19 protein-coding genes are annotated in these 23022 nt (G+C 69.4%); 13 read left to right on the forward strand and 6 right to left on the reverse strand.

The genetic code is table 11. From position 1 onward, the window contains the following. Positions 1 to 50 precede the first annotated feature (50 nt). From D7I44_RS09345 to D7I44_RS09355, 3 genes are read left to right on the forward strand one after another with little or no spacing between them, the layout of a single operon-like run. A complete protein-coding gene (locus D7I44_RS09345) occupies positions 51 to 1790 on the forward strand; it encodes a circularly permuted type 2 ATP-grasp protein (RefSeq protein WP_120789253.1) in 1740 nt (579 codons plus the stop codon). After that, complete coding sequence (locus D7I44_RS09350) at positions 1780 to 2709, forward strand: alpha-E domain-containing protein (RefSeq protein WP_120789254.1); 930 nt, start codon at positions 1780 to 1782, stop codon at positions 2707 to 2709. The genes D7I44_RS09345 and D7I44_RS09350 overlap by 11 nt, the downstream gene beginning before the upstream one ends. After that, on the forward strand, positions 2706 to 3575 hold the full coding sequence (locus D7I44_RS09355; protein WP_120789255.1) for a transglutaminase family protein: 870 nt from the start codon (positions 2706 to 2708) through the stop codon (positions 3573 to 3575). Before D7I44_RS09350 ends, D7I44_RS09355 begins: the two co-directional genes overlap by 4 nt. Here D7I44_RS09355 and D7I44_RS09360 read toward each other — a convergent pair. Beyond that, the gene (locus tag D7I44_RS09360; protein WP_120789256.1) at positions 3572 to 4852 is read right to left on the reverse strand and encodes an MFS transporter; all 1281 of its coding nucleotides are present in this window, start codon (positions 4850 to 4852) and stop codon (positions 3572 to 3574) included. The two genes, D7I44_RS09355 and D7I44_RS09360, sit on opposite strands and share 4 nt — an antisense overlap. A gap of 12 nt (positions 4853 to 4864) precedes the next feature. Further along, a complete protein-coding gene (locus tag D7I44_RS09365) occupies positions 4865 to 5287 on the reverse strand; it encodes a MarR family winged helix-turn-helix transcriptional regulator (RefSeq protein WP_120789257.1) in 423 nt (140 codons plus the stop codon). 71 nt (positions 5288 to 5358) lie between these two features. Here D7I44_RS09365 and D7I44_RS09370 point away from each other — a divergent pair, with 71 nt between their 5' ends. From D7I44_RS09370 to D7I44_RS09390, 5 genes are all read left to right on the forward strand, one after another. Continuing rightward, complete coding sequence (locus D7I44_RS09370) at positions 5359 to 6201, forward strand: alpha/beta fold hydrolase (protein ID WP_120789258.1); 843 nt, start codon at positions 5359 to 5361, stop codon at positions 6199 to 6201. Between the two features lie 73 nt (positions 6202 to 6274). Beyond that, positions 6275 to 7675, forward strand: a complete 1401-nt coding sequence (locus D7I44_RS09375) for a glycoside hydrolase family 6 protein (RefSeq protein ID WP_120789259.1) — start codon at positions 6275 to 6277, stop codon at positions 7673 to 7675. A 39-nt stretch (positions 7676 to 7714) separates the two neighbouring features. Further along, positions 7715 to 8764, forward strand: a complete 1050-nt coding sequence (lplAB, locus tag D7I44_RS09380; RefSeq protein ID WP_120789260.1) for a lipoate-protein ligase LplAB — start codon at positions 7715 to 7717, stop codon at positions 8762 to 8764. Between the two features lie 122 nt (positions 8765 to 8886). After that, positions 8887 to 9231, forward strand: coding sequence for a hypothetical protein (locus tag D7I44_RS09385; protein WP_120789261.1), 345 nt, complete (start codon positions 8887 to 8889; stop codon positions 9229 to 9231). A gap of 9 nt (positions 9232 to 9240) precedes the next feature. Further along, positions 9241 to 11076 (forward strand): DUF2207 family protein, encoded by a 1836-nt coding sequence (locus D7I44_RS09390; protein WP_120789262.1) that lies wholly within the window; start codon positions 9241 to 9243, stop codon positions 11074 to 11076. 6 nt (positions 11077 to 11082) lie between these two features. Here D7I44_RS09390 and D7I44_RS09395 read toward each other — a convergent pair whose 3' ends face one another. After that, entirely contained in the window at positions 11083 to 12654 is a 1572-nt protein-coding gene (locus D7I44_RS09395) for an aminotransferase class I/II-fold pyridoxal phosphate-dependent enzyme (protein ID WP_120789263.1), read from the reverse strand. Between D7I44_RS09395 and D7I44_RS09400 the strand changes: the two genes are divergently transcribed. Next, a complete protein-coding gene (locus tag D7I44_RS09400) occupies positions 12653 to 13546 on the forward strand; it encodes a DNA-methyltransferase (RefSeq protein WP_120790879.1) in 894 nt (297 codons plus the stop codon). The two genes, D7I44_RS09395 and D7I44_RS09400, sit on opposite strands and share 2 nt — an antisense overlap. On the opposite strand, the gene D7I44_RS09405 is transcribed toward D7I44_RS09400, so the two are convergent. Both D7I44_RS09405 and D7I44_RS09410 read right to left on the reverse strand, forming a co-directional pair. After that, on the reverse strand, positions 13527 to 15464 hold the full coding sequence (locus D7I44_RS09405) for an MDR family MFS transporter (RefSeq protein ID WP_245979504.1): 1938 nt from the start codon (positions 15462 to 15464) through the stop codon (positions 13527 to 13529). The genes D7I44_RS09400 and D7I44_RS09405 overlap by 20 nt on opposite strands. A 148-nt stretch (positions 15465 to 15612) precedes the next feature. Beyond that, a complete protein-coding gene (locus D7I44_RS09410) occupies positions 15613 to 16119 on the reverse strand; it encodes a glutathione peroxidase (RefSeq protein ID WP_120789264.1) in 507 nt (168 codons plus the stop codon). A gap of 173 nt (positions 16120 to 16292) precedes the next feature. Here D7I44_RS09410 and D7I44_RS09415 point away from each other — a divergent pair, with 173 nt between their 5' ends. From D7I44_RS09415 to D7I44_RS09430, 4 genes are all read left to right on the forward strand, one after another. After that, entirely contained in the window at positions 16293 to 17516 is a 1224-nt protein-coding gene (locus tag D7I44_RS09415; RefSeq protein ID WP_120789265.1) for an EfeM/EfeO family lipoprotein, read from the forward strand. After that, positions 17509 to 18747: an iron uptake transporter deferrochelatase/peroxidase subunit gene (gene efeB / locus D7I44_RS09420; protein ID WP_120789266.1), complete on the forward strand. Its 1239-nt coding sequence runs from the start codon at positions 17509 to 17511 to the stop codon at positions 18745 to 18747. The genes D7I44_RS09415 and efeB overlap by 8 nt, the downstream gene beginning before the upstream one ends. A gap of 89 nt (positions 18748 to 18836) precedes the next feature. Further along, on the forward strand, positions 18837 to 20627 hold the full coding sequence (locus D7I44_RS09425) for a phospholipase C (RefSeq protein WP_120789267.1): 1791 nt from the start codon (positions 18837 to 18839) through the stop codon (positions 20625 to 20627). Between the two features lie 91 nt (positions 20628 to 20718). Beyond that, positions 20719 to 21216, forward strand: coding sequence for an adenosine-specific kinase (locus tag D7I44_RS09430; RefSeq protein ID WP_120789268.1), 498 nt, complete (start codon positions 20719 to 20721; stop codon positions 21214 to 21216). 123 nt (positions 21217 to 21339) lie between these two features. Here D7I44_RS09430 and pgm read toward each other — a convergent pair whose 3' ends face one another. Then, positions 21340 to 22959: a phosphoglucomutase (alpha-D-glucose-1,6-bisphosphate-dependent) gene (gene pgm / locus D7I44_RS09435; RefSeq protein WP_120789269.1), complete on the reverse strand. Its 1620-nt coding sequence runs from the start codon at positions 22957 to 22959 to the stop codon at positions 21340 to 21342. Between the last annotated feature and the right edge of the window lie 63 nt (positions 22960 to 23022).

Here is a 23022-nt window from a genome sequence, read left to right on the forward strand (position 1 = left end):
AACCCCTGCCGGAAACGCAGCCGCAACACTCCGTTCCTAGATTCTCGGTCATGGGTGATCTGTTCGCGGGGTACGGCGCAGCGTTGCCGCCAGGGCGACCGGGTGTCGCCTTCGACGAGATGTTCGCCGGCCCCGCCGAAGACGGCGCGACGAAGGCGCGCGAGCCGTACCGCGAGCTGCACGCGGCGCTGGGGCGGATGACGCAGGACGAGCTGCGCGGCCGCGCAGACGCCCTCGCCAACTCCTACCTCGCACAGGGCGTCACCTTCGACTTCGCCGGCGAGGAGCGGCCGTTCCCGCTCGACGCCGTGCCGCGCATCATCCCCGAGGACGAGTGGGTCGACGTCGAAGCGGGCGTCAAGCAGCGGGTGCGGGCGCTCGAGGCGTTCCTCGGCGACGCCTACGGCCGGCAGCAGGCGGTCGCCGACGGGGTCATCCCCGCGTCCCTCATCGCCACCTCGGCCAACTTCTTCCGTCAGGCCGCGGGCATCGAGAGCGCCAACGGCGTGCGGGTGCACGTCGCGGGCATCGACCTGATCCGCGACGAGAGGGGCGCGTGGCGGGTCCTCGAAGACAACGTGCGCGTCCCGTCCGGCGTCTCGTACATCGTCTCGAACCGCCGCGTCATGGCGCAGACGCTGCCCGAGCTGTTCGTGTCCATGTCGGTGCGGCCTGTCGGCGAATACCCGTACCGGCTGCTGCAGGCGTTGCGCGCCTCTGCGCCGGCCGGCGTCGACGACCCGGTGGTCGTCGTGCTCACTCCGGGTGTCTACAACTCGGCGTACTTCGAGCACACCCTGCTCGCCCGCCTGATGGGCGTGGAGCTCGTCGAGGGCCGCGACCTCTACGTCTCGGGCGGCTGCGTGTGGATGCGCACGACCGGCGGCCCCACCCGCGTCGACGTGATCTACCGCCGCATCGACGACGAGTTCCTCGACCCGCTGCAGTTCCGTGCCGACTCGGTGCTCGGCACGCCTGGCTTGCTCGCGGCCGCGCGCCTCGGCAACGTGACGATCGCAAACGCGATCGGCAACGGCGTCGCCGACGACAAGCTGACCTACACCTACGTGCCGGACTTGATCAGGTACTTCCTCAACGAAGAGCCGATCATCCCGAACGTCGACACCTGGCGCCTCGAAGACCCGGGCGCGCTCGAAGAGGTGCTCGACCGCCTCGACGAGCTCGTCGTGAAGCCCGTCGACGGCTCGGGCGGCAAGGGCCTCGTCATCGGCCCGTCCGCCTCGCGCAAGGAACTCGAGTCGCTGCGCACGAAGCTCATCGACGACCCCCGCGGCTGGATCGCCCAGCCCGTCGTGCAGCTCTCGACGATCCCGACGCTGACCGATGACGGCATGCAGCCGCGGCACACCGACCTGCGCCCCTTCGCCGTCAACTCGGGCGACGACATCTGGGTGCTGCCGGGCGGCCTCACCCGGGTCGCGCTGCCCGCCGGTCAGCTGGTCGTGAACTCGTCGCAGGGCGGCGGCTCGAAGGACACCTGGGTGCTCGGCCGCGGGACCGCACCGGTCTCCGGGCCGATTCCGGTTCCCGTCGCGCACCCGGCCACGAGCGCGATCGACGTCTCGGCGCTCACCGCCGAGCAGGCCGCGCCGATCGAGCTGGCGGCGGCCGGCTCGCCGCCGCTCGCGGCCGTCGCGCCCAAGGGCAGGACCGACCCGCAGTTCGCGCCCGAGGACCAGCTCGGGGCGACCCAGCAGCAGCAACAACAGCAGCAGCAGGCCCACAAGGCCGTCACGCAGCACAACGGGGGAGGAATCCGTGCTCTCTAGAATTGCCGAATCCCTGTTCTGGATCGGTCGCTATCTCGAGCGGGCCGACGGCACCGCCCGCATCCTCGACGTGCAGCTCCAGCTGCTGCTCGAGGACCCCTGGGTCGACGAGGACACCGCGTGCCGCGCGCTGCTGGGTGTGATGGGGTCGGAGGTTCCGCCCGACACCCGCCTCGACCGCGAGGGTGTGCTCAGCCTGCTGGCCGTGAACCGCCAGAATCCGGCATCCATCGCCTATTCGCTGAACGCCGCGCGTGAGAACGCCAGACGTGCGCGCGAGATCGTGTCGAGCGAGCTGTGGGAGTGCCTCAACACGACCACCACGCGCATGCCGCGCAAGGTGGCGAGCGAGCGGGTGCACGACTTCTTCCATTGGGTGCGCGAGCGCACGGCGCTGGCCGTCGGCACGAACGAGACGGTGATGAGCCGCGACGACGCCTACCATTTCTTCTCGCTCGGCCTCGCGCTCGAGCGGGCCGACATGACGGCTCGCCTGCTCGCGACGCGCGCGCTCACCGAGGTGTCCGGCCCGAGCTGGACCACGATCCTGCGCTCGTGCGGCGCCTACGAGCCGTACCTGCGCACCTATCGCGGCGTCTCGTCGATGCGCAACGCGGCCGAGTTCCTGCTCGTCGACCGCATCTTCCCGCGCTCGGTGCTGTTCTCGATGAACCGCGCGATCGACAGCCTGAACGCGCTCGAGCCGCGCACCGAGCGCATCGGCGCCGTCGACCAGGCGCTGCGGGTGCTCGGGCAGGCGGTGTCGAGCCTCGAATACCGCCCGATCTCCGAGATCCTCGTGGATCTGCCGCACGCCATGGAGGGGGTGCAGCGCGCGACGAGCGCAGCGAGCGAGGCCGTCAAGCAGCGGTATTTCCCGACGCAGGTGATGCCGACATGGGCAGGGGAGCGGGTATGAAGAGATTGCGGGTCACCCACACGACCGGGTTCCGTTACGAGGGCGAGGCGTCCGCTTCCTACAACGAGGCGCGGATGCTTCCCGCGTCGCGTGAGGGCCAGTGGGTGCTCTCCGCGCACATCGACACGAAGCCGAACGCGCCGCAGCACACCTACACCGACTACTGGGGCACCCGGGTCACCTCGTTCGAGGTGCTCTCACCCCATCGTGAGCTCGTGCTCTCGGCGAGCAGCCTGATCGAGGTCGACGACCGCCCCCACGAGGACTGCTCGATCGGCTGGGACGAGCTGCGCGAGGCGAGCAGGCTCACCGTCGAGTCCGTCGAGCAGCTGCGCCAGAGCCGCCGCACCGAGCCGCCTGCCGAGGTCGCGGCTGAGGCGGCGGACATCGCCGCGGCAGCCGCGACGCCGTGCGAGGCCGCCGAGGCGATCTGCCGTGCGATCGGCGGCGAGATGGAGTACGTGCAGGGCGTCACCCGCGTCGACGCCACCGGCGCGGAGGCGTGGGCAGCGCGCCGCGGCGTCTGCCAGGACATCGTGCACGTCACCCTCGGCGCGCTGCGCTCCGTGGGCATTCCGGCCCGCTACGTGTCGGGCTATCTGCACCCGAGGCCCGACGCGGAGCTGCACGAGAAGGTCGCCGGCGAGTCGCACGCGTGGGTCGAGTGGTACTGCGGGGCCGCCGAGGGCGACGGCCACGGCATCTGGCGGGGCTGGGACCCGACCAATCTCACCGAGGCCGGCGACCGGCACGTCTACGTCGGCCACGGCCGCGACTACGACGACATCGCGCCGATCCGCGGCGTCTACGCCGGTGCGGGCGCGGCCGACATCTTCGTGAAGGTCGAGATCACCCGGGAGGCTTAGGCGGCAGCGGCCTCGGGCCGCGCGACCTCCGGCTCCTCGAGGACGAATGCCGGCCGCCCGCCGCGCACGCGCAGCCTCAGGCCGCGCCAGCGCACGAGGTAGTACACGCCGACGGCCCCCGCGACGATGCCCGACGCGGCGCCGACGCCCAGCCCCCACCGCGGGCCGAGCGTGTCGGCGACCCAGCCGACGATCGGGGCCCCGATGGGTGTGCCGCCCATGAAGATCGCCATGTAGATCGCCATCACCCGCCCGCGCACCGCGGGGTCGGTGGCGAGCTGGACGGTGCCGTTCGCCGTGGTCATCAGCGTCTGCGAGAACAGCCCGATGAGCGCGAGGGCCGCCCCGAAGAGCCAGAACGTCGGCATGACGGCCGCGATCAGGCATCCGACGCCGAACATCAGCGCGCCGACGAAGAGCAGCGAGACGCGCGGCTTCTCGCGCCGCGCAGACAGCAGCGCGCCCGCCACCGAGCCGACGGCCATGATCGACGAGAGGATGCCGAATTCGCCCGCCCCCTTGCCGAAGACGGTCGACGCCATGGTCGAGGTGTAGATCGGGAAGTTGAGGCCGAAGGTGCCGATCAGGAACACCATCACGAGGATCACCATGATGTCGGGGCGCCGCCGCACGTAGCGGAAGCCGTCGACCAGGCCGCCCCGGCGCGACGGGCGCGCGTTCCGGCCCAGCTGGTCCGTGCGCATCAGCCGCAGCGAGATCAGCACGGCGCCGAAGGTCACGGCGTTGATGAGGAACACCCACCCTGCGCCGACGGCCGCCGTCATCAGGCCGGCGACGGCGGGCCCGATCGTGCGCGCCGCGTTGAAGGACGCCGAGTTGAGCGCGACGGCGTTCGACAGGTTGCGGCCGTCGACGAGGTCGCCGACGAAGGTCTGCCGAGCCGGTGCGTCGAAGGCGGCGACGATGCCGAGCAGCAGCGCGAACACGTACACGTGCCACAGCTGCACAACGCCCGTCACGGTCATGATGCCGAGACCCGCGCCGAGCAGCCCCATCGCGGCCTGCGTGCACATGAGCAGGCGGCGGCGATCGAATCGGTCGGCGGCCCAGCCCGTGACCGGCAGCAGCACGAGCTGCGGGCCGAACTGCAGGGCCATCGTGACGCCGACGGCGGTGGCGTTGTTGCGGGTGAGCTCGGTGAGGACGATCCAGTCCTGCGCGGTGCGCTGCATCCAGGTGCCGACGTTCGAGACGATCGCGCCGACGAACCAGATGCGGTAGTTGACGCCCGCGAGGGACCGGAAGAGGTTGTTCAAATCGGTGCCGGCCTATCCGTCGGCCATCTCGCGCATGATGGCGGATGCCGCAAGCAGCGTCTCCCGCTGGGCATCCGTCAGCTCGCTCGTGCGCTTGCCGAGCCACTGCTCGCGGCGGCGGCGCGTCTCGGTGACGAACGCGGAGCCCTCCGGCGTGACGCGCACGACGACCTTGCGGCCGTCGTCGGGGGAGCCCTCGCGGGTGACGTAGCCGCCTGCTTCGAGCGAGTTGACGCGCCGGTTCATCGACGGCGGGGTGACGCGCTCGGCCTCGGCGAGCTGGCCGACCGTGTGCGGCCCCTCCCGGAACAGCTGCGCGAGCACGCTGAACTGCCCGTCGGAGATGTCGTCGCTCGCCTTCTCGGCACGGATGCGGCGGTTGAGGCGGCCCACGGCGATGCGCAGCTGCGCGTCGAGATCGAGTTCTTCGCTCACGCACAACAGCGTACTCCGTTAGCCGTGCTAATTAGCTGACCGCAATTACTTGTCTCGGGCATGATGTGCGCATGCCTACGTTCGCCGACGACCAGGGCGTGGTCGTCACCTACTACGAGTACCCCGTCGACGATCCGAAGGGCGTGGTCCAGCTGGCGCACGGTCTCGGCGAGCACGCCGGCCGCTACGCCCACGTGGCGCGGGCGCTGAACGACGCCGGCTACGCGGTGTACGCCGACGACCACCGCGGTCACGGGCAGACGGGGCTCGCGCAGTGGGGCGGCGACGTCACACAGCTGGGGAAGCTCGGCCCTGGCGGGCTGCGCGCGACGATCGCCGACCTGCGGCAGCTGGGCAGGATCATCCGCGCGAGGCATCCCTCGGTCCCTGTCATCCTGCTCGGCCACAGCTGGGGCTCGCTCATGGCGCAGATGCTGATCAACCGGCACGCGGCTGACTACGACGCCGTCGTGCTGACCGGCACGGCGTATCGGATGCTGGGCTCGATGCGCTCCGGCGATCTGAACGCGCTGCACAAGAACCTCGGCACGACCGGCCACGAGTGGCTGTCGCGCGACACCGCCGTGCAGACCGCGTTCGATGAGGACCCGCTCAACTTCTCGGCGGAGACGATCGCGAAGTTCGGCATCGTCGACGCCATGCGCATGCTCGGCCGGCCCGCGCGCAACCTGGAGCGCGATGTGCCGCTGCTCATCCAGATCGGGTCTGACGACTCCCTCGGCGGCGAGAAGTCGGTGGTCAAGCTCGCGAACGCGTACCGCACGCGCAGCGGGCTGAGCGATGTGACCGTGCACATCTACACGGATGCCCGCCACGAGGTCTTCAACGAGCTCAACAAGGAGGAGGTGCTCGCCGACCTCGTGGCCTGGCTGGACTCACGCATCTTGACTTAACCAGTTAAGGGCGGGAATCTCGGTTCTGCCCCACATTCGGGGGCCTCGAACGGACGTCTCAATGAGGAGAACCATGTCCAGATCGATCTGGCGTTCCGCCGCGCTCGTCAGCGCCGGCCTCGCCGCCGCGGCGCTCGTCGCCGCAGCATCCGCCCCGGCTATGGCGGCCGCGCCGCACGCGCCGGTCGCCCCGCAGAAATCGAGCCACGCGCTCGGCTCGCCGCAGCTGTTCGTCAAGGCGCCGGACGTCGACGGGCTGAAGCAGGTACTGCAGCTCGCGAAGAGCCGAGACACGAAGGACGCGCTCGCGCTCACCAAGATGCTCGCCACGCCGCAGGCCGTGTGGCTCACGAGCGGCACCCCGGCCCAGGTGCGCAAGACCGTGCAGCAGGCGATCGTGGCGGCGACCGTCGAGCACGCTGTCCCGGTGTTCGTTGCCTACAACATCCCCGGCCGCGACTGCGGCTCGTACTCCGCGGGCGGCGCGCAGACGACGGCCGCCTATGAGGCATGGATCGACGGCATCGCCGCAGGCGTCGGCAACGCCAAGGCGGCGATCCTGGTCGAGCCGGACGGGCTCGGCCTGCTGCCCGGCAGCAACTGCGGGGTGACCCCGCAGGATGCCGCTGACGCGACCCGTTTCGCGCAGCTGCACTATGCCGTCGACGCGCTCGAGGCGAAGCCGAACACGAGCGTCTACCTCGACGCCACGCATCCCGCGTGGCTGAACATCGGCGACATCACGACCCGGCTGATCTCGGCGGGCGTGAACGACGCGCAGGGCTTCTTCACCAACGTGTCGAACTTCCAGTACACGGTCAACGACGTCGACTACGGCACCTGGATCTCCGACTGCATCGCCCTCGTGAACGCGGGCGCGACCACCGCCGCGAACTGCTACAACCAGTACTGGAACGGCGGCCCGAACACCGGCTGGAATGGCGTCGCGCTCGACCCGTACAGCCAGTGGCAGAACACCGACCCGTCGCAGCTGTCGAGCTACGCGGGCGACGTGACCGGCAAGTACAACACCGACCTCGCGAACGCCGGCGTGACCCCGACGGCGCACTTCGTCGTCGACACGAGCCGCAACGGCACCGGGCCGAACAACATGGCGGAATACGGTGCAGCGCCCTACAGCCAGAGCGCCGCGACCGTCTCGACGCTCGCCGCCGGCAACTGGTGCAACCCGCCGGGAGCGGGCCTCGGTCTGCGCCCGACCACGAAGACCGGCACTCCGCTGGTCGACGCGTATGTCTGGGCGAAGACCCCGGGCGAGTCGGACGGCCAGTGCGATTCGGCGGGCGGCGCGCGCGCCTGGGACTTCGGCGCGTACACGCAGCCCGGGTGGCCGACGGCTGCCACGGCGCAGGCCCAGTTCGACCCGCTCTGGGGTCTCAACGACCCGGCGGCCGGCTCCTGGTTCCCCGCTCAGACCCTTGATCTGATCAGGCACGCCACCCCCGCGCCCTAGGGCGGTCTCGCTGTGCACATACCTGCCTAAGGTTGGTATATGCACGGCGAGTACAAGGTGCCTGGGGGAAAGCTGGTCGTCGTCGACCTGGATTCTGTGGACGGGCGCATCGCGAACTTCCATCTGGCCGGCGACTTCTTCCTCGAGCCCGACGAGGCGCTCTCGGCGATCGACGCGGCCATCAACGGCTTGCCCGTCGAGTCGGACACGCGCGTCATTGCGGATGCCGTGCGCCACGCGCTTCCCGACGGCGCCGTGCTCCTCGGCTTCACCCCTGAGTCCGTCGGCGTCGCGATCCGCCGCTCGCTCGCCAGTGCGACCAGCTGGGGCGACTACCAGTGGGAGATCGTGCACGCCCCCGCGGTGAGCCCCGCGACGCATCTCGCACTCGACGAGGTGCTCACGGCATCCGTCGCCACCGGCGCGCGCAAGCCGACCCTGCGCTTCTGGGAGTGGGAGGAGAACGCCGTGGTCATCGGTTCCTTCCAGTCGGTGAAGAACGAGGTCGACCCGGAGGGGGCTGCGAAGTACGGCTTCGACGTGGTGCGCCGCATCACGGGCGGCGGCGCGATGATGATGGAGAAGGGCTCGGTCGTCACCTACTCGCTGTACGTGCCGATCGACCTCGTGCAGGGCATGACCTTCGCCGACAGCTACGCGTACCTCGACGAGTGGGCGATCCTCGCGCTCAAGGGAATGGGCATCGATGCGTCGTACATGCCGCTCAACGACATCACGAGCCCCAAAGGCAAGATCGGCGGCGCCGCGCAGAAGCGGCTCGGCTCGGGTGCTGTGCTGCACCACGTCACGATGAGCTACGACATGGACGGCCAGAAGCTGACCGAGGTGCTGCGCATCGGCCGCGAGAAGATCAGCGACAAGGGCATTGCGAGCGCCGCGAAGCGCGTCGACCCGCTGCGGTCGCAGACGGGCCTGCCGCGCGAGGAGATCATCGACCGCATGAAGCAGCAGTTCGCGTCGATGTACGGCGCGACCCCCGGCGACATCACGCCGGCCGAGTACGCGGCCGCCGAGCGCCTCGTCACCGAGAAGTTCTCGACCCCCGAGTGGCTCTACCGCGTCCCGTGACGCGTGCGCGGGTGAAAACGCGCTTTCGCGGGTGAGACGACTCCGGCGGAAGCGTCGTTTCACCCGCGCACAGGGCCACTAGGCGCGCCGGGTCTTCAGGGGCTCTTGCTACCCTGGCGCCCGTGAACCCCCTGATCGTCGGCGCCGCCATCGTCGGCGTGTGCCTGCTGCTGTGGGTGCTCAACAGGACCGGGGTCGTCGACTTCAGCGACAAGACGCAGAAGCGCGGCTCGGGATCGGTGGGCAGCGGCATGCTCGGCGCCGCGTTCGACGAGGTGTTCCACCCCGTGCGCTACGAGACGCAGCTCGAGCTCGAGCGCCAGAGCAGCCTTCCGGCGCCGTCGCCCGAGGCCGACGGCGACCCGCTCGGCATCGGCATCGGCGCGGGCGGCGGCAAGCCGGGCCATGTCACGATCGAGCTCGACCAGTGGGGCAACACCACGGCCAGGAGCGAGAGCCGCCGATAGGCTCATCGCGTGATTCAGCGGTGGGGCATCCGGATTCTTCTCGCTCTGCTCTTCGGCGCGCTGGCGAGCGGTGGTCTCGTCGCGGCGGCGCCGGCGCAGGCATCCGTTCGCAGTGGCCGCGTCGTCTCGGCGGGCACCGCCGAGTTCACCTTCGACAGCCTGCACACCGACTACCGGCTGACCCGCACCGCCGACCACCGCGCGAACCTCGCGGTCACCGAGACGTTCGTCGCGCGGTTTCCCGATTTCGACCAGAACCACGGCATCGAGCGCGCGATCCCGACGACGGCCGACGGCCGCTCGCTGCACGTTCAGATCAGGGGCGTGACGGATGCCGCCGGAGCCGCCGTCCCGTACCAGATCCAGACCGACAACTCGCCCGCGGGGTTCAGGGTGCTGCGCATCGGCGACCCGTACGCCTACGCGCACGGCGTGCAGACCTACGTCATCGCGTACACGATGCGCGACGTGATCCATGAGGCGAGCGGCGGCGGGCAGCAGTTCCTGTTCGACGTGAACGGCACCGGCTGGGGGCAGCCGTTCGGCACGGTGAGCGCGACCTTGCACGTGCCCGCGGGGCTCACCGGTGCGCTCACCGGGGACAATCACTGCTACGCCGGCGCGCGGGGCGCGACCGGCGGCGACTGCGACATCAGCGCGAGTGGCGGCACGGTCGCCGCGAGTGCATCGAACCTCGCCGCGGGCCACAACCTGACCATGAGCGTCGGCTTCAAGCCCGGCACCTTCGAGGTGCCGGTCTCGGTCGCGCGCGTGCTCGTGTGGGTGCTGCTCGGCATCGCGATCGTCGTCTTCGCCCTCGCGCTCGTGGTGCGCATCGTGAGCCTCGGCAACCCGAAGGGAACGGGCATCATCGTCGCGCAGTACCAGGCGTTCCCCGGCATCGGGGTGATGGAGGCGGCCGAGCTGCTCGACGAGCGCGACCGCGCGTTCCCGGCCCTGATGACCCAGCTCGTCGTGAGCCGGGCGGCGACGATGATCCGCGACGACCGCGGCACGAAGAAGACCAGCGACGACCTGTATTCGTTGACGCTGCACGATGCGACCGTTCTCGACGATGAAGATGCGGATGCCGTGCACACCCTGTTCGGCTCCATCAAGCCCGACGCCGCGGTCACCCTGGACCCGAAGGAGCCGAAGATCGGCGACCGCATCGCGAAGCTGCTGCGCGAGGCCCGCGACTCGGTGCGGAAGCAGGGTCTGATCGGGCGGGTGCACACGCCGCTCAGCGTGCTGCTGCTCGTGATCGCGTTCTTCGCGCTGTTCGCGGCGGTCGCCGGGGCCGTGCTCCTCAACGCGCTGGCGTTCGGGACCTGGCTGCACACCCTCGCGCTGGTGCTGGCGGCCGTGCTCGCCATCGCGGCGCTCGCGCTCGTCTGGCCGCGCGAGCGGCGCACTGCGGCGGCGGTGCCGGCGTACGAGCACCTGCTCGGCATCCGCGACTATCTGCGGCTGGCCGAGGCCGACCGCATCCGGATGCTGCAGAGCCCGAGCGGCGCCGAGACGGCGACGCCGCAGGGCGCGCCGGACAACACCGTGGTCGTCAAGCTCTACGAGAAGCTGCTGCCCTACGCAATCCTGTTCAACATCGAGAAGGAGTGGCGCGAGGTGCTCGGCCGCTACTGGGCCACCACCCCGACCGAGGTCTCGCCCACCCTGCTGCCCCTGCAGGCCCTGCTGTTCGCGAACGCCTTCGCGTCGCACAACTACGCGACGACGGCGAGCACGCAGAGCGGCTCGCACTCGTGGTCGGGCTCGGGCGGCGGCGGATTCTCCGGGGGATTCTCCGGCGGCGGCTTCGGCGGCGGCGGTGGCGGCGGCTGGTAGGTCTGCCTAGTCGGCGACCACCCGCAGCGTCTCGACCGCAGGGTCGACCGCGCCGCGCACGAACCCCGTCGGCGCGGCGGCGACGTGCTGCAGGAACTCGACGGTCTCCGCGGTGATCGCCTCGCCCGGCATGACGTTGGGGATGCCGGGAGGGTAGGCGGCGAGCGAGTCGGCTGACACGCGCCCGACGGCCTCGACTGCGGGCACGACGACGGATGCCGCGAAGGCGGCGTCCCGCACCAGCATCCGCCTCTCACCGGGCTCCGGCAGCGGCACGCGCACGAAGCCGGCAGCCGCGACCTCCGGGTCGTCGGCCGACAGGCCGTGCAGCGCGTCGACGATGCGGGCGATGTCGGGGTGCGAGCCCGGCCCGACGATGGCGAGCACGCAGGCATCCGTCGACAGCTCGAACTGGATGTCGTGGTCGCGCAGCATCACCGACCGCACCGCGTGACCGAGCAGGCCGCCTGCCCCGACGTCGATCGAGACGCGCGAGGCGTCCACGGCCGTCACGTCTGTGTTTGCCGTGTCGCGGGCCTCGCCCGCGACGTTCGCAGCGGCGGGCAAGCCCGCGCTGATGAACGAGTCGCTCGCGATCCGGAACCGACCGCGTTCGCGGATCGCCGTGCGCAGCTGCTCGGCGGCTTCGAGCGACGCGCCGATGCGCTCGGCGCCCGTCTGCAGCTGATGGCGGGCGAGATCGAGGGAGGCGAGCAGCAGCGCGCTCTCCGACGTCGACTGCTCCAGCACGAACGCCCGGTCGACGTACGGCTCGAGCGCGGCGGCGAACTCGCCGTGCCCGAGGTGCAGCATCGCGCTCTGCGTGAGCGACCCGCCGAGCTTGTGGGTGCTCATGACGACGAGGTCGGCGCCGTGGCCATTGGCGCCCGTCGCCACGGGCGACGGTGGCAGTTCGGGGTGGAACCCGTAGTGCGCGCCCCACGCGGCGTCGACGATGAGCGGCACGCCGTGCGTGTGTGCGATCTCGGCGAGCGCGGGCACGTCGACGGTCGCCCCGAAGTACGAGGGGCTCACGAGGTACGCGGCCTTCGCGTCGGGGGTGCGGTCGAGTGCTTCGGCGAGCCGCGCGGTCGACACCCCGTGCGCGATGCCGAGCGAATGGTCGATCGTCGGCTGCACGAACACCGCGTCGAGCCCGGCGATGATCATGCCGTCGACGAAGCTCGAATGCGTGCTGCGCTGTGCCACCACGGGCTGCGAGCGCGAGCCGAAGAATCCCAGCGCGAGCGCGGCGATGCGGTTCGCCTGCGACGAGCCGTTGGTGAGGAACCAGCTGCGCTTCGCGCCCCACGCCTGCGCGGCGAGCTCGAGGGCCCGCTCGTACGGCGTGTACAGCCCGAGGTCGATGCCCGAGACGAGCGGCGCGACGTCGAGCCGCAGCAGCTGCGCGCCGAAGAACTCGGCGAGCTCGGGCGAGGCGCTCGGGTCGCCGGAGTGCCCTGGCACGATCATCCGCACCGTGTCGCGCGCCGCAAAGCGGCGCAGCGCCTCGGCGTACGGCGTGGGGGAGTCCATCGGGTCGGTGCTCGCCTCGTGGGCTGGAATGATCGACACCATGCCACTGTGGACCGCCGAGAACCCCGACACGGTGATCCACGCCGACAACCTTGCGGTGCTGCCCGACCTGCCCGACGGCGCGTTCACGGTCGTCTATCTCGACCCGCCGTTCAACACGGGCCGAACGCAGCGCCGCCAGACGACGACCGCGGTGCGGGTGGCGGATGCCGAGGCATCCGCTCGGTCTGTCACAGCCATCACCGGATTCGCCGGCCAGAGCTACGAGCGCATCAAGGGCGACCTGCTCGGCTATGACGACGTGTTCGACGACTACTGGGCGTTCCTCGAGCCGCGCCTCGCCGAGGCGTGGCGTCTGCTCGCCCCGGACGGCACGCTCTATCTGCACCTCGACTACCGCGAGGCGCACTATGCGAAGGTGCTGCTCGACGCGCTGTTCGGCCGCGCGTGCTTCATCAACGAGCTGATCTGGGCCTACGACTACGGCGGCAAGTCGAAGCGCCGCTGGCCGACGAAGCACGACACGATCCTGATGTACGTGAAAGACCCCGCGCGCTACTTCTTCGACTCGGAGGCCGTCGACCGCGAGCCCTACATGGCGCCCGGTCTCGTCACGCCGGAGAAGGTCGCGCGCGGCAAGCTGCCGACCGACGTGTGGTGGCACACGATCGTCTCGCCCACAGGCCGCGAGAAGACCGGCTACCCGACGCAGAAACCGGCAGGGCTGATCAGACGGATGCTTCAGGCCTCATCTCGCCCCGGCGACTGGGTGCTCGACTTCTTCGCGGGCTCGGGGACGACCGGAGCGGTTGCGGCGCAACTCGGCCGCCGCTTCCTCTTGATCGACGAGAACCCCGAGGCGATCCGCGTGATGCGGGACCGCCTCGGGGTGGAGGGCGTCGACTTCCGGGACGCTACTTCTTCTCGGTCGTGAGGTCGAGCGAGCCGGTGCTCGGTGCGACCAGCGCGCCCGCGGTGTTGGCGGCGGCGACCGCCTCGACCTCGAGCTCGTCCGACGCGGAGATCTCGGACGGCTTCTCCGCGGCACCCGCGGCGGCCTCGGCGTCGGCCTGCTGCTGCAGGGCAGAGACCTTGCGCAGCGGGGGCACCTTGAAGAACAGGCTGATCACGAACGCCACCAGGATGACGATCAGGCCGACCCAGTAGATCTCGATCGTCGAGGCGTTGAAGCCCTTCAGGAACGGGCGCTTGAGCGCGTCATCCGCGTTGTTCAGGAACGACGTGTTGCTCGTGTCGATGTTGCCGGAGCTCTTCGAGGTGGTGCCGGCGTTGGTCTTCTCGATGATCTGCGGCACGGCCTTGTCGACGAAGGCCTCGCGCTGCTGCGTGTTGGAGAAGTCGATGCCCTGCGGCGCCTCCTCCTTCAGCGGCGTGACGATCGGCGTCCAGAACTGCTTCATGATGCCGGCGTTGTGCGGCGCGCTGGCGACGGTCGGGTTCAGCGCCGCGTCGAGTGCGTTCGTCAGGTCGGCCTTGTTCGTGGTCGCGGTCTGGATGTTGCCGGGCAGCACCGAGAACAGCACCGAGAGCAGCACCGCGGTGCCGAGCGTTCCACCGATCTGGCGGAAGAACGTCGAGGCGGCGGTCGCCACCCCCATGTCCTTCGGCTCGACCGAGTTCTGGCTGGCGAGGGTCAGCGTCTGCATCAGCTGGCCGAGTCCGAGGCCGATCGCGAACATCGCGATGAGCATGAACCACAGCGGGCGGTCGACCGTCATGTAGGTCAGCAGGTAGAAGCCGATCGCGGTGACGAAGGTGCCGGTGACGGGGAAGATGCGGTACTTGCCGGTGCGCGAGATGATCTGGCCGGAGACGATCGAGGCGATCATCAGGCCGAGCACCATCGGCAGCGTCGCGAAGCCGGAGGCCGTGGGGCTCAGGCCGGTGACGATCTGCAGGTAGAGCGGGATCGTCAGCATCGCGCCGAACATGCCGAAGCCGACGAGGACACCGAGGATGGTGGCCGTCGAGAACACGCGCGAGCGGAAAAGCTTCAGCGGGATGATCGCGTCTTCCTTCATCAGCGTCTCGATGATGAGGAAGGCCACAAGGCCGATCGCGGAGATCACGTAGCAGGCGATGGCGCTCGCCGAGCCCCAGCCCCAGGTGCGGCCCTGCTCGGCGACGAGCAGCAGCGGGACGAGCGTCGCGATGACGGCGGTGGCGCCCCACCAGTCGATTCGCGGTGCGGTGCTGCGGTTGAACTTCGGCAGGTGCAGGAACGCGATGACCATCAGCAGCGCGGCGATGCCGATCGGCACATTGACGAGGAACACCCAGCGCCAGCCGGAGATCCACAGGATCTGGTGTGCGCCGGAGAACACGCCGCCGACGAGCGGGCCGATGACGGAAGAGATGCCGAAGACTGCGAGGAAGTAGCCCTGGTACTTCGCGCGCTCACGCGGCGAGAGCATGTCGCCCATGATCGCGAGCGGCAGCGACATCAGGCCGCCGGCGCCGAGACCCTGGAAGGCGCGGAACGCGGCGAGCATGATCATCGACGTCGAGAACGACGAGGCCGCCGAGCCGAGGATGAACACGACGATGGCGAAGATGAAGAGCGGGCGGCGGCCGAAGATGTCGGAGAGCTTGCCGTAGATCGGCGTGGCGATCGTCGAGGTGATGAGGTACGCGGTCGTCACCCACGCCTGCTGGTTCAGGCCGTGCAGGTCGTCGCCGATGGTGCGGATCGCGGTGCCGACGACGGTCTGGTCGAGCGCGCCGAGGAACATGCCGGCCATGAGGCCGTAGATGACCAGCAGGATCTGCTGGTGCGACATCACGGCCTTGGAGCCACCGTGAGCGCTCGCAGGAGCGACAGCGTCTGACATTGAAGTCCTTTGATTTAAGAGCTGAACCAGGGATTCAGGTTCGAGAAAGAGTCATCCGAGAGCTCGGTGAAAATTTGCGGTGACTGCAAATTTACACCCTGCGAAGCGACAATGCGAATCCCGCAGCGCTCATCGGTCAATCGGTTTGTCAGGTGGTGGATACCCGGTCGAGCGCCTGCTCGATCATCGCGACGATCTCAGGGTCGTCCGGCCGGGTCTGCGGCCGGAACCTGGTCACGGTGTCGTCCGGCGTGATGAGGAACTTCTCGAAGTTCCATTGCACGTCTCCGGCGACGTGTTCGCCGTCGGGCGTGCCCGTGAGCTCCCGGTAGAGCGGATGGGCGTCGGCACCGTTGACGTCGATCTTCTCCATCAGGGGGAACGTCACGCCGTAGGTGGCCGAGCAGAACTCGACGATCTCCTCCGCGCTGCCCGGCTCTTGGCCGCCGAACTGGTTGCACGGGAATCCGATCACCGTGAACCCGCGCGATCCGTAGGCCTTCTGCAGCTGCTCGAGCTGCTCGTACTGCGGAGTCAGACCGCACTTCGACGCGACGTTCACGACCATAACGACCTTGTCGGAGTAGTCGGCGAGCGAGGTGCTGCCGCCGTCGATGGTGGTCACCGGAATCTCGCGGATACGGGCGGATGCCATGGACAGAGCGTACCGCCCCCGTCAGGGGACCGATCCGTGTCTCGGCGGTGAACAGCTTCTGAACTGCCCGAGGGTGGCCCGGGCCGCGCCCTAGCCTCGTTTGAGGCACGCCCTGCGCCGCTGCTCAGCGCGCCAGAATCCCCACCCGCTTCCCCGAACAGGCCCCGCACACGATGTCCAAGCGATCGCAGTACGCCCTCTTCTGGGTCGTGGTCGCTGTGATCGTCGCCATCGGGGTTGTCGCGACGGTGACGCGCGCCCCGGCCCACGCCGGAAACGCCGGCGCGGTGGCCGCGCAGTCGGCGCAGGCGCACTCGTACGACCTCACCGCGAACCGGAGCACATGCGGCGTCGGCTGGGGCGCGTCGGTGCCCGGGGGCGAGCAGGACTTCTCCATTGCCAATGGCAACGACGCGCCGATGGACATCCAGCTGCAGGAGCGCGACAGCAAGAAGGTCTTCCTCGAGCTCGACGGCGTCGGAGCAGGATCGAAGGTCGGCGCCCAGGTCGTGCTCGCGAAGGGCAGGTACCGCTTCGCGTGCTACCCGGAGGACGAGCCGCCCGCCATCGGGGCGACCGTGCATGTCGGCGCCGCCCCGCCGAACGCCGTGCTGAGCGCCGGGGTGCAGCCGCTCACGCGCAACCAGCTCAACCTCGTCGCCATCGCGTACGGCAAGTGGGTCGACGGTCGGCTTCCGACGCTGCAGCAGCAGGTCGGGCGGCTCGACGACGACGCTGAGGAGGGCGACTTAGCGGCCGCCAAGGCCGACTGGCTCACCGCCCACCTGACATACGAGACGCTCGGCGCCGCCTATGACGCCTTCGGCGACCACGACGCCGAGATCAACGGCACTCCCGCCTCCGGCCAGACGGCGCTCGGCGACCCCGACCTCACCGGGTTCCACAAGATCGAGGCGCTGCTCTGGTCAGGCGCGCCGGCGTCGGCGGTCGCCGCGCAGACGCAGGGCCTCGTGCAGGCGGTCGCGTCGCTCGTCGCCGACCCGGGCACCTCGCAGATCGACCCGCTGCTGATCGGCCTGCGCTCGCACGAGATCGTCGAGAACGCGATCCAGTTCGAGCTGACAGGGGCGACGGATGCCGGCAGCCACACGAACCTCGCCACGATCGACGCCAACCTGACCGGCGCGACGGCGGCGCTCAGCTTCCTGAAGAGCGACCTCGCGTCGCGCTACTCGGCCCTGCCCGACGTCGAGGCGGCGCTTGCGTCCACGCAGAAGCTCGTCGAGTCCTACCGCGCGGACGACGGGACGTGGCTGCCCCTGCAGTCGCTCACCCAGCCCCAGCGGCAGCAGCTGAACGCGTCGCTGGGCGGGCTCGTCGAGCTGCTCGCCCCCATCGCCGAGATCGCAGAGCCGAGGTTCACCGCAGATGAGTGAGAAGTCCAGCCGCCGCAGGTTCCTGCTGGGCGTCGCCGGCGCCGCAGCCGGCGCCGCCGCGACGGCGGCGAGCGCCACGATCGACGGGAGCGCGGCGGATGCCGCGGATGCCGCGACGAAGCAGCCCGCCGCGTTCTCCTTCCATGGGACTCATCAGGCCGGGGTGCTCGCGCCGGTGCGCCGCTCGACGGCGCTGCTCGCCCTCGACGTGACGGCCCAGGGCGTGGACGGGCTGAAGGCCCTGCTGCAGACGATCACCGAGCGGCTGCGCTTCCTCACCGCGGGCGGAACCCCGCAGGAGCTCGGCATCACGGCGGCGCCGAGCGACTCCGGCGTGCTCGGCCCAGAGGTCGTGGCGGGCGGTCTCACCGCGACGCTCGCCGTGGGGGCGTCGCTGTTCGACGAGCGCTTCGGTCTGGCATCCGTCAAGCCCGCAAAGCTGCGCACCATGGAGGATTTCCCCAACGACGACCTCGACCGCTCGATCTGCGACGGCGACCTGCTGCTGCAGTTCGAGGCGGACGACAACGACGTCGTGGTGCACGCCGTGCGCGAGGTGCTGCGCGCGACCAGGGCGGGCATGCAGCTGCGCTGGCGACAGGACGGCTTCGCATCGCCGCCGCGGCCGAGCGGAACGCCGCGCAACCTGATGGGCTTCAAGGACGGCACGGCGAACCCCGACCGCACCGACGCCAAGCTGATGGACCAGCTGGTCTGGGTGCACGGCGGTGCGCGCGGCGAGCCGGCCTGGGCTGCGGGCGGCAGCTATCTCGCTGTGCGCAAGATCCGCATGCTCGTCGAGTTCTGGGACCGCGTCGGCATCGAAGAGCAGCAGCAGATGTTCGGCCGCTACAAGGGCAACGGCGCGCCGCTGACCGGCAGCGCCGAGCACGACGACCCGCACTACGAGCGCGACCCCAACGGCGACTCCATCCCGCTGAGCGCGCACATCCGGGTCGCGAACCCCCGCACGCCGGGCACCGAGGACCAGCGGATGCTTCGCCGGGCCTTCAACTACGACGGCGGCGTCGACGCGAACGGGAACCTCGACCAGGGCCTCGTGTTCACTGCGTTCAACCAGGACCTCGAGCGCCAGTTCGTCACCGTGCAGAAGCGGCTCATCGATGAGCCGCTCGTCGACTACATCTCCCCGGTCGGTGGCGGCTACTTCTTCGCGGTACCCGGCGCGAAGAACTCGTCCGACTGGCTCGGGAAGGGACTGTTCGCATGAGGGGCGGAGCCTCAGGCATCCGTCGCCTGCGAACTCACAGGCTCGGCGCAAGAGGGCGTCGGGAACCATAAGAGGAAGAAGAGTCAACCGTGTTCCAGAAAGCACGTTTGAAGCGTCTCGGCATCGCCGGTGGTGCTCTGGCCGTCGCGGCCGGCTTCGCTGTGGCGACCGCGTTCGCGGCGGCGCCTGCCGATGCCCGTGAGACGCCGAACAACTCTGCGCACACCACAACGCCCATCAAGCACCTGGTCGTGATCTTCGACGAGAACGTCTCGTTCGATCACTACTTCGGCACCTACCCGAACGCGACCAACGCCGACGGCACCAAGTTCGTCGCAGCCAAGGGCACGCCCGCGGTGAACAACCTCGTCACGTCGAGGACGCTGACGAACAACCCCAACCAGTACCAGCCGACGCGGCTCACGCCCGCCCAGGCTGACACCTGCGACCAGAACCACAGCTACCTTCCCGAGCAGAAGGCGGTCAACGCCGGGAAGATGGACCAGTTCGTGCAGAGCACGTCGGTCGACAAGTGCGCCGCGCCGCTGTACTCGGCGCCGGGGCTCGCGATGGACTACTACGACGGCAACACCGTCACGGCCCTGTGGAACTACGCGCAGAACTACGCGATGAGCGACAACAGCTGGGATGCGACCTTCGGCCCCTCGACGCCCGGTGCGCTGAACCTGGTCTCCGGGCAGACGCACGGCGTCACCTCGTACGACCCCTCGACGGGCGCGACGAATCCGAAGCCGACCGCCACGCCCGACTCGTACACGGTCGTCGACCCCAACTCGAAGGGCGTCGGCACGGTCACGAACGACCCCGACCCCGTCTACGACGACTGCGCCGACAGCAACCACACCTCGACCAACGCCCTCGGCGGCATGTCGGGCAAGAACGTCGGCGACCTGCTGAACACGCAGGGCGTCACGTGGGGCTGGTTCCAGGGCGGCTTCACGCCGACCACGACGGCGAAGGCCAGCTCGACCGGCTATGCGGTCTGCGGCACAACCCACACCAACGTCGCCGGCACCTCGGTCGTCGACTACTCGCCCCACCACAACCCGTTCGAGTACTACAAGTCCACCTCGAACCCGCACCACCTGCCGCCGTCGTCGGAGAAGGCCATCGGCTACACCGACCAGGCGAACCACCAGTACGACCTGAGCAGCTTCTACGACACGGTCGCGGCCGGCAACATTCCGGCCGTGTCGTTCCTGAAGGCTCCCGAGTACCAGGACGGTCACGCCAGCTACTCCGACCCGACCGACGAGCAGACGTTCCTCGTGAACACGATCAACAAGCTCGAGCAGTCGCCGGAGTGGTCGAGCACCGCGGTCGTCATCTCATACGACGACTCCGACGGCTGGTACGACCACGTCGCGCCGAAGATCATCAACGGCTCGGCCGACGCCACCAACAACACCACGGTCTGCACCTCGGTGCCGAAGAACCCGGTTCTCGGTGGCTATGAGGACCGCTGCGGTCCGAGCCAGCGCCTGCCGCTGCTCGTCATCTCGCCCTACACCAACGCGAACTCGGTCGACCACACGGCGACCTCGCAGCCCTCGATCCTCAAGTTCATCGAGGACAACTGGTCGACGGGCAAGGTCGGCGACGGATCGTTCGACCGCACCGCCGGCTCGCTGAACGGCCTGTTCGACTTCCAGCACCCGCAGAACCGCAGCGTCCTGCTGGACCCGAAGAGCGGCGCCGTCACGAAGGTCGTGCCGATCAACAACCACCCGGGCCCCGGTCAGGGGAACGGGAACGGCAATGGGAACGGCTGGGGTGACGGCAATGGTCACGGCAACGGCAACGGCTACGGCCACGGCAACGGCCACGGCCAGCCCGGGAAGCCCGGCAAGCACAAGTAGACAGTCGAGCAGCGTGAGCTGATCCGGCTCAGGGGCCCCGGCGATCCCGGGGCCCCTTTCGCACCCTCGGGCGCGGTTCTAGCCTGGCGGCATGTCCGAGTCATCCGTTCGCATCGAAGCCGTGCCGATCGAGAAGCCGGAGGATGTGAACGTCATCGTCGGCCAGTCGCACTTCATCAAGACGGTCGAGGATCTGCACGAGGTGCTCGCGGGTGCCGGCGGCCCGCTGCGGTTCGGGGTGGGGTTCTGCGAGGCATCCGGCCCGCGTCTCATCCGCCGCACGGGCAACGATGCCGAGTTGGTCGCGCTGGCAGTCGACGCGGCGGACGCGGTCGCGGCTGGGCATGTGTTCGTGATCATGCTGCGTGACGGATTCCCGGTCAGCGTCCTCAACCAGGTGAAGGCCGTGCCGGAGGTCTGCTCGATCTACTGCGCGACCGCGAACCCGCTCGAGGTGCTGGTCGCCGTCACTCCTGCGGGCCGCGGCGTCACGGGGGTCATCGACGGCGCACCCCCGCTCGGCGTCGAGACGGATGCCGACGCCGCCGACCGCCACAACCTGCTGCGCGCGATCGGCTACAAGCTCTAGCGCTGCCACTACTGCTCCGCTGCTCTGCTGCTGTCACCACCCCTGCTCTGCCGACGCCGTTACTGCTGCGCTGCGGCTCTGCCGCTACCGGGGCCGGCGCCCGCCGATCGGGCGCCCTACCCGTCACGCGATCGCGCGGTCGACGATCTCCTTCGCCTCGGCCTGCACCTGCGCGAGGTGCTCCCGCCCCTTGAACGACTCCGCGTAGATCTTGTAGACGTCTTCTGTGCCCGAGGGCCGTGCGGCGAACCATGCGTTCTCGGTGACGACCTTCACGCCCCCGACGGCTGCGCCGTTCCCTGGGGCCTCCGAGAGCTTCGCCACGATCGGCTCGCCCGCGAGTTCGGTCGCGGTGATCGCCTCACCTGAGAGCTTCGAGAGCTTCGCCTTCTGCTCCTTCGTCGCTGCGGCGTCGATGCGCTCGTAGACGGGGTCGCCGAACTTCTCGGTCAGCTCGCGGTACAGCTGCGACGGCGACTTTCCGGTGACGGCGATGATCTCGCTGGCGAGCAGTGCGAGCAGGATGCCGTCCTTGTCGGTCGTCCAGGCGGTGCCGTCGGTGCGCAGGAACGAGGCGCCGGCCGACTCCTCGCCGCCGAACCCGACCGAGCCGTCGACGAGTCCGGGGACGAACCACTTGAACCCGACCGGGACCTCCCAGAGCTTCCTGCCCAACTCGGCGGCGACCCGGTCGATGATCGACGACGACACCAGGGTCTTCCCGATCGCGGCATCCGCCCGCCACTCGGGTCGGTGCGTGTAGAGGTACTGGATCGCCACGGCCAGATAGTGGTTCGGGTTCAGCAGGCCGCCGTCGGGCGTCACGATGCCGTGCCGGTCGGCGTCGGCGTCGTTGCCCGTGACGACCTGGAACTCGTCCTTGTGCTCGAGAACGCTCGCCATGACGTTCTTGCTCGACGGGTCCATGCGGATCTTCTCGTCCCAGTCGAGCGTCATGAAGGCCCACTTGGGGTCGACGAGCGGGTTCACCACGGTCAGGTCGAGCCCGTACTTCTCGCCGATCAGCTGCCAGTAGGCGACGGACGCCCCGCCGAGCGGGTCGGCCCCGATCTTCACGCCGGCGGACCTGATCGCATCGATGTCGATGATGTTGACGAGGTCGGCCACGTACTCCTCGCGGAAGTCATAGCCCTCGACGGCGCTCGGCTCTGCGCGCTCGACGCCCTTCAGGCCGCCGGCGATCAGCTCGTTGGCGCGGTTCGCGATCCAGCTGGTGGCGTCGGTGTCGGCGGGGCCGCCGTGCGGCGGGTTGTACTTGAAGCCGCCGTCGCGCGGCGGGTTGTGCGACGGCGTTACGACGATGCCGTCGGCGAGCGGCTTGCCCGGGTGTTCCTTGTTGTACTTGATGATCGCGTGGCTCACGGCGGGCGTCGGCACGTAGCCGTCGTGCGCGTCGGTGTACACCTCGATCTGGTTGCCGATGAGCACCTCGAGCGCGGTCGTGAGCGCCGGGCCGGAGAGCACGTGGGTGTCGGCGCCGATGAACAGCGGGCCGGTGATGCCCTGCGTCTCGCGGTATTCGACGATCGCCTGGGTGCAGGCGGCGATGTGGTCTTCGTTGAACGCGGTGTCAAGCGAGCTGCCGCGGTGGCCGGAGGTGCCGAACACGACGCGCTGTGCGGGGTTCGCGGCGTCGGGCTTGAGGTCGTAGTAGGCCCTCACGACCGCTTCGTCATCGATGAGATCGGATTCCTGCGCGTACGTCCCTGCACGTGAACTCATAGCACCCATCCTGGCAGGGGCCGCGGCGGTCGCGACAGTGGTTGAGGTGGTCCCGGATTCTTC

Origin of the sequence: Gryllotalpicola protaetiae, assembly GCF_003627055.1 — a bacterium.
Taxonomy (GTDB): Bacteria; Actinomycetota; Actinomycetes; order Actinomycetales; family Microbacteriaceae; genus Gryllotalpicola; species Gryllotalpicola protaetiae.

Coding starts and splice junctions, on each gene's coding strand:
- D7I44_RS09345 (WP_120789253.1), top strand. CDS start 51: ATGGGTGATCTGTTCGCGGGGTACGGCGCAGCGTTGCCGCCAGGGCGA.
- D7I44_RS09355 (WP_120789255.1), top strand. CDS start 2,706: ATGAAGAGATTGCGGGTCACCCACACGACCGGGTTCCGTTACGAGGGC.
- D7I44_RS09370 (WP_120789258.1), top strand. CDS start 5,359: ATGCCTACGTTCGCCGACGACCAGGGCGTGGTCGTCACCTACTACGAG.
- D7I44_RS09375 (WP_120789259.1), top strand. CDS start 6,275: ATGTCCAGATCGATCTGGCGTTCCGCCGCGCTCGTCAGCGCCGGCCTC.
- lplAB (WP_120789260.1), top strand. CDS start 7,715: ATGCACGGCGAGTACAAGGTGCCTGGGGGAAAGCTGGTCGTCGTCGAC.
- D7I44_RS09400 (WP_120790879.1), top strand. CDS start 12,653: ATGCCACTGTGGACCGCCGAGAACCCCGACACGGTGATCCACGCCGAC.
- D7I44_RS09395 (WP_120789263.1), bottom strand. CDS start 12,654: ATGGTGTCGATCATTCCAGCCCACGAGGCGAGCACCGACCCGATGGAC.
- D7I44_RS09405 (WP_245979504.1), bottom strand. CDS start 15,464: ATGTCAGACGCTGTCGCTCCTGCGAGCGCTCACGGTGGCTCCAAGGCC.
- D7I44_RS09410 (WP_120789264.1), bottom strand. CDS start 16,119: ATGGCATCCGCCCGTATCCGCGAGATTCCGGTGACCACCATCGACGGC.
- D7I44_RS09415 (WP_120789265.1), top strand. CDS start 16,293: ATGTCCAAGCGATCGCAGTACGCCCTCTTCTGGGTCGTGGTCGCTGTG.
- efeB (WP_120789266.1), top strand. CDS start 17,509: ATGAGTGAGAAGTCCAGCCGCCGCAGGTTCCTGCTGGGCGTCGCCGGC.
- D7I44_RS09430 (WP_120789268.1), top strand. CDS start 20,719: ATGTCCGAGTCATCCGTTCGCATCGAAGCCGTGCCGATCGAGAAGCCG.
- pgm (WP_120789269.1), bottom strand. CDS start 22,959: ATGAGTTCACGTGCAGGGACGTACGCGCAGGAATCCGATCTCATCGAT.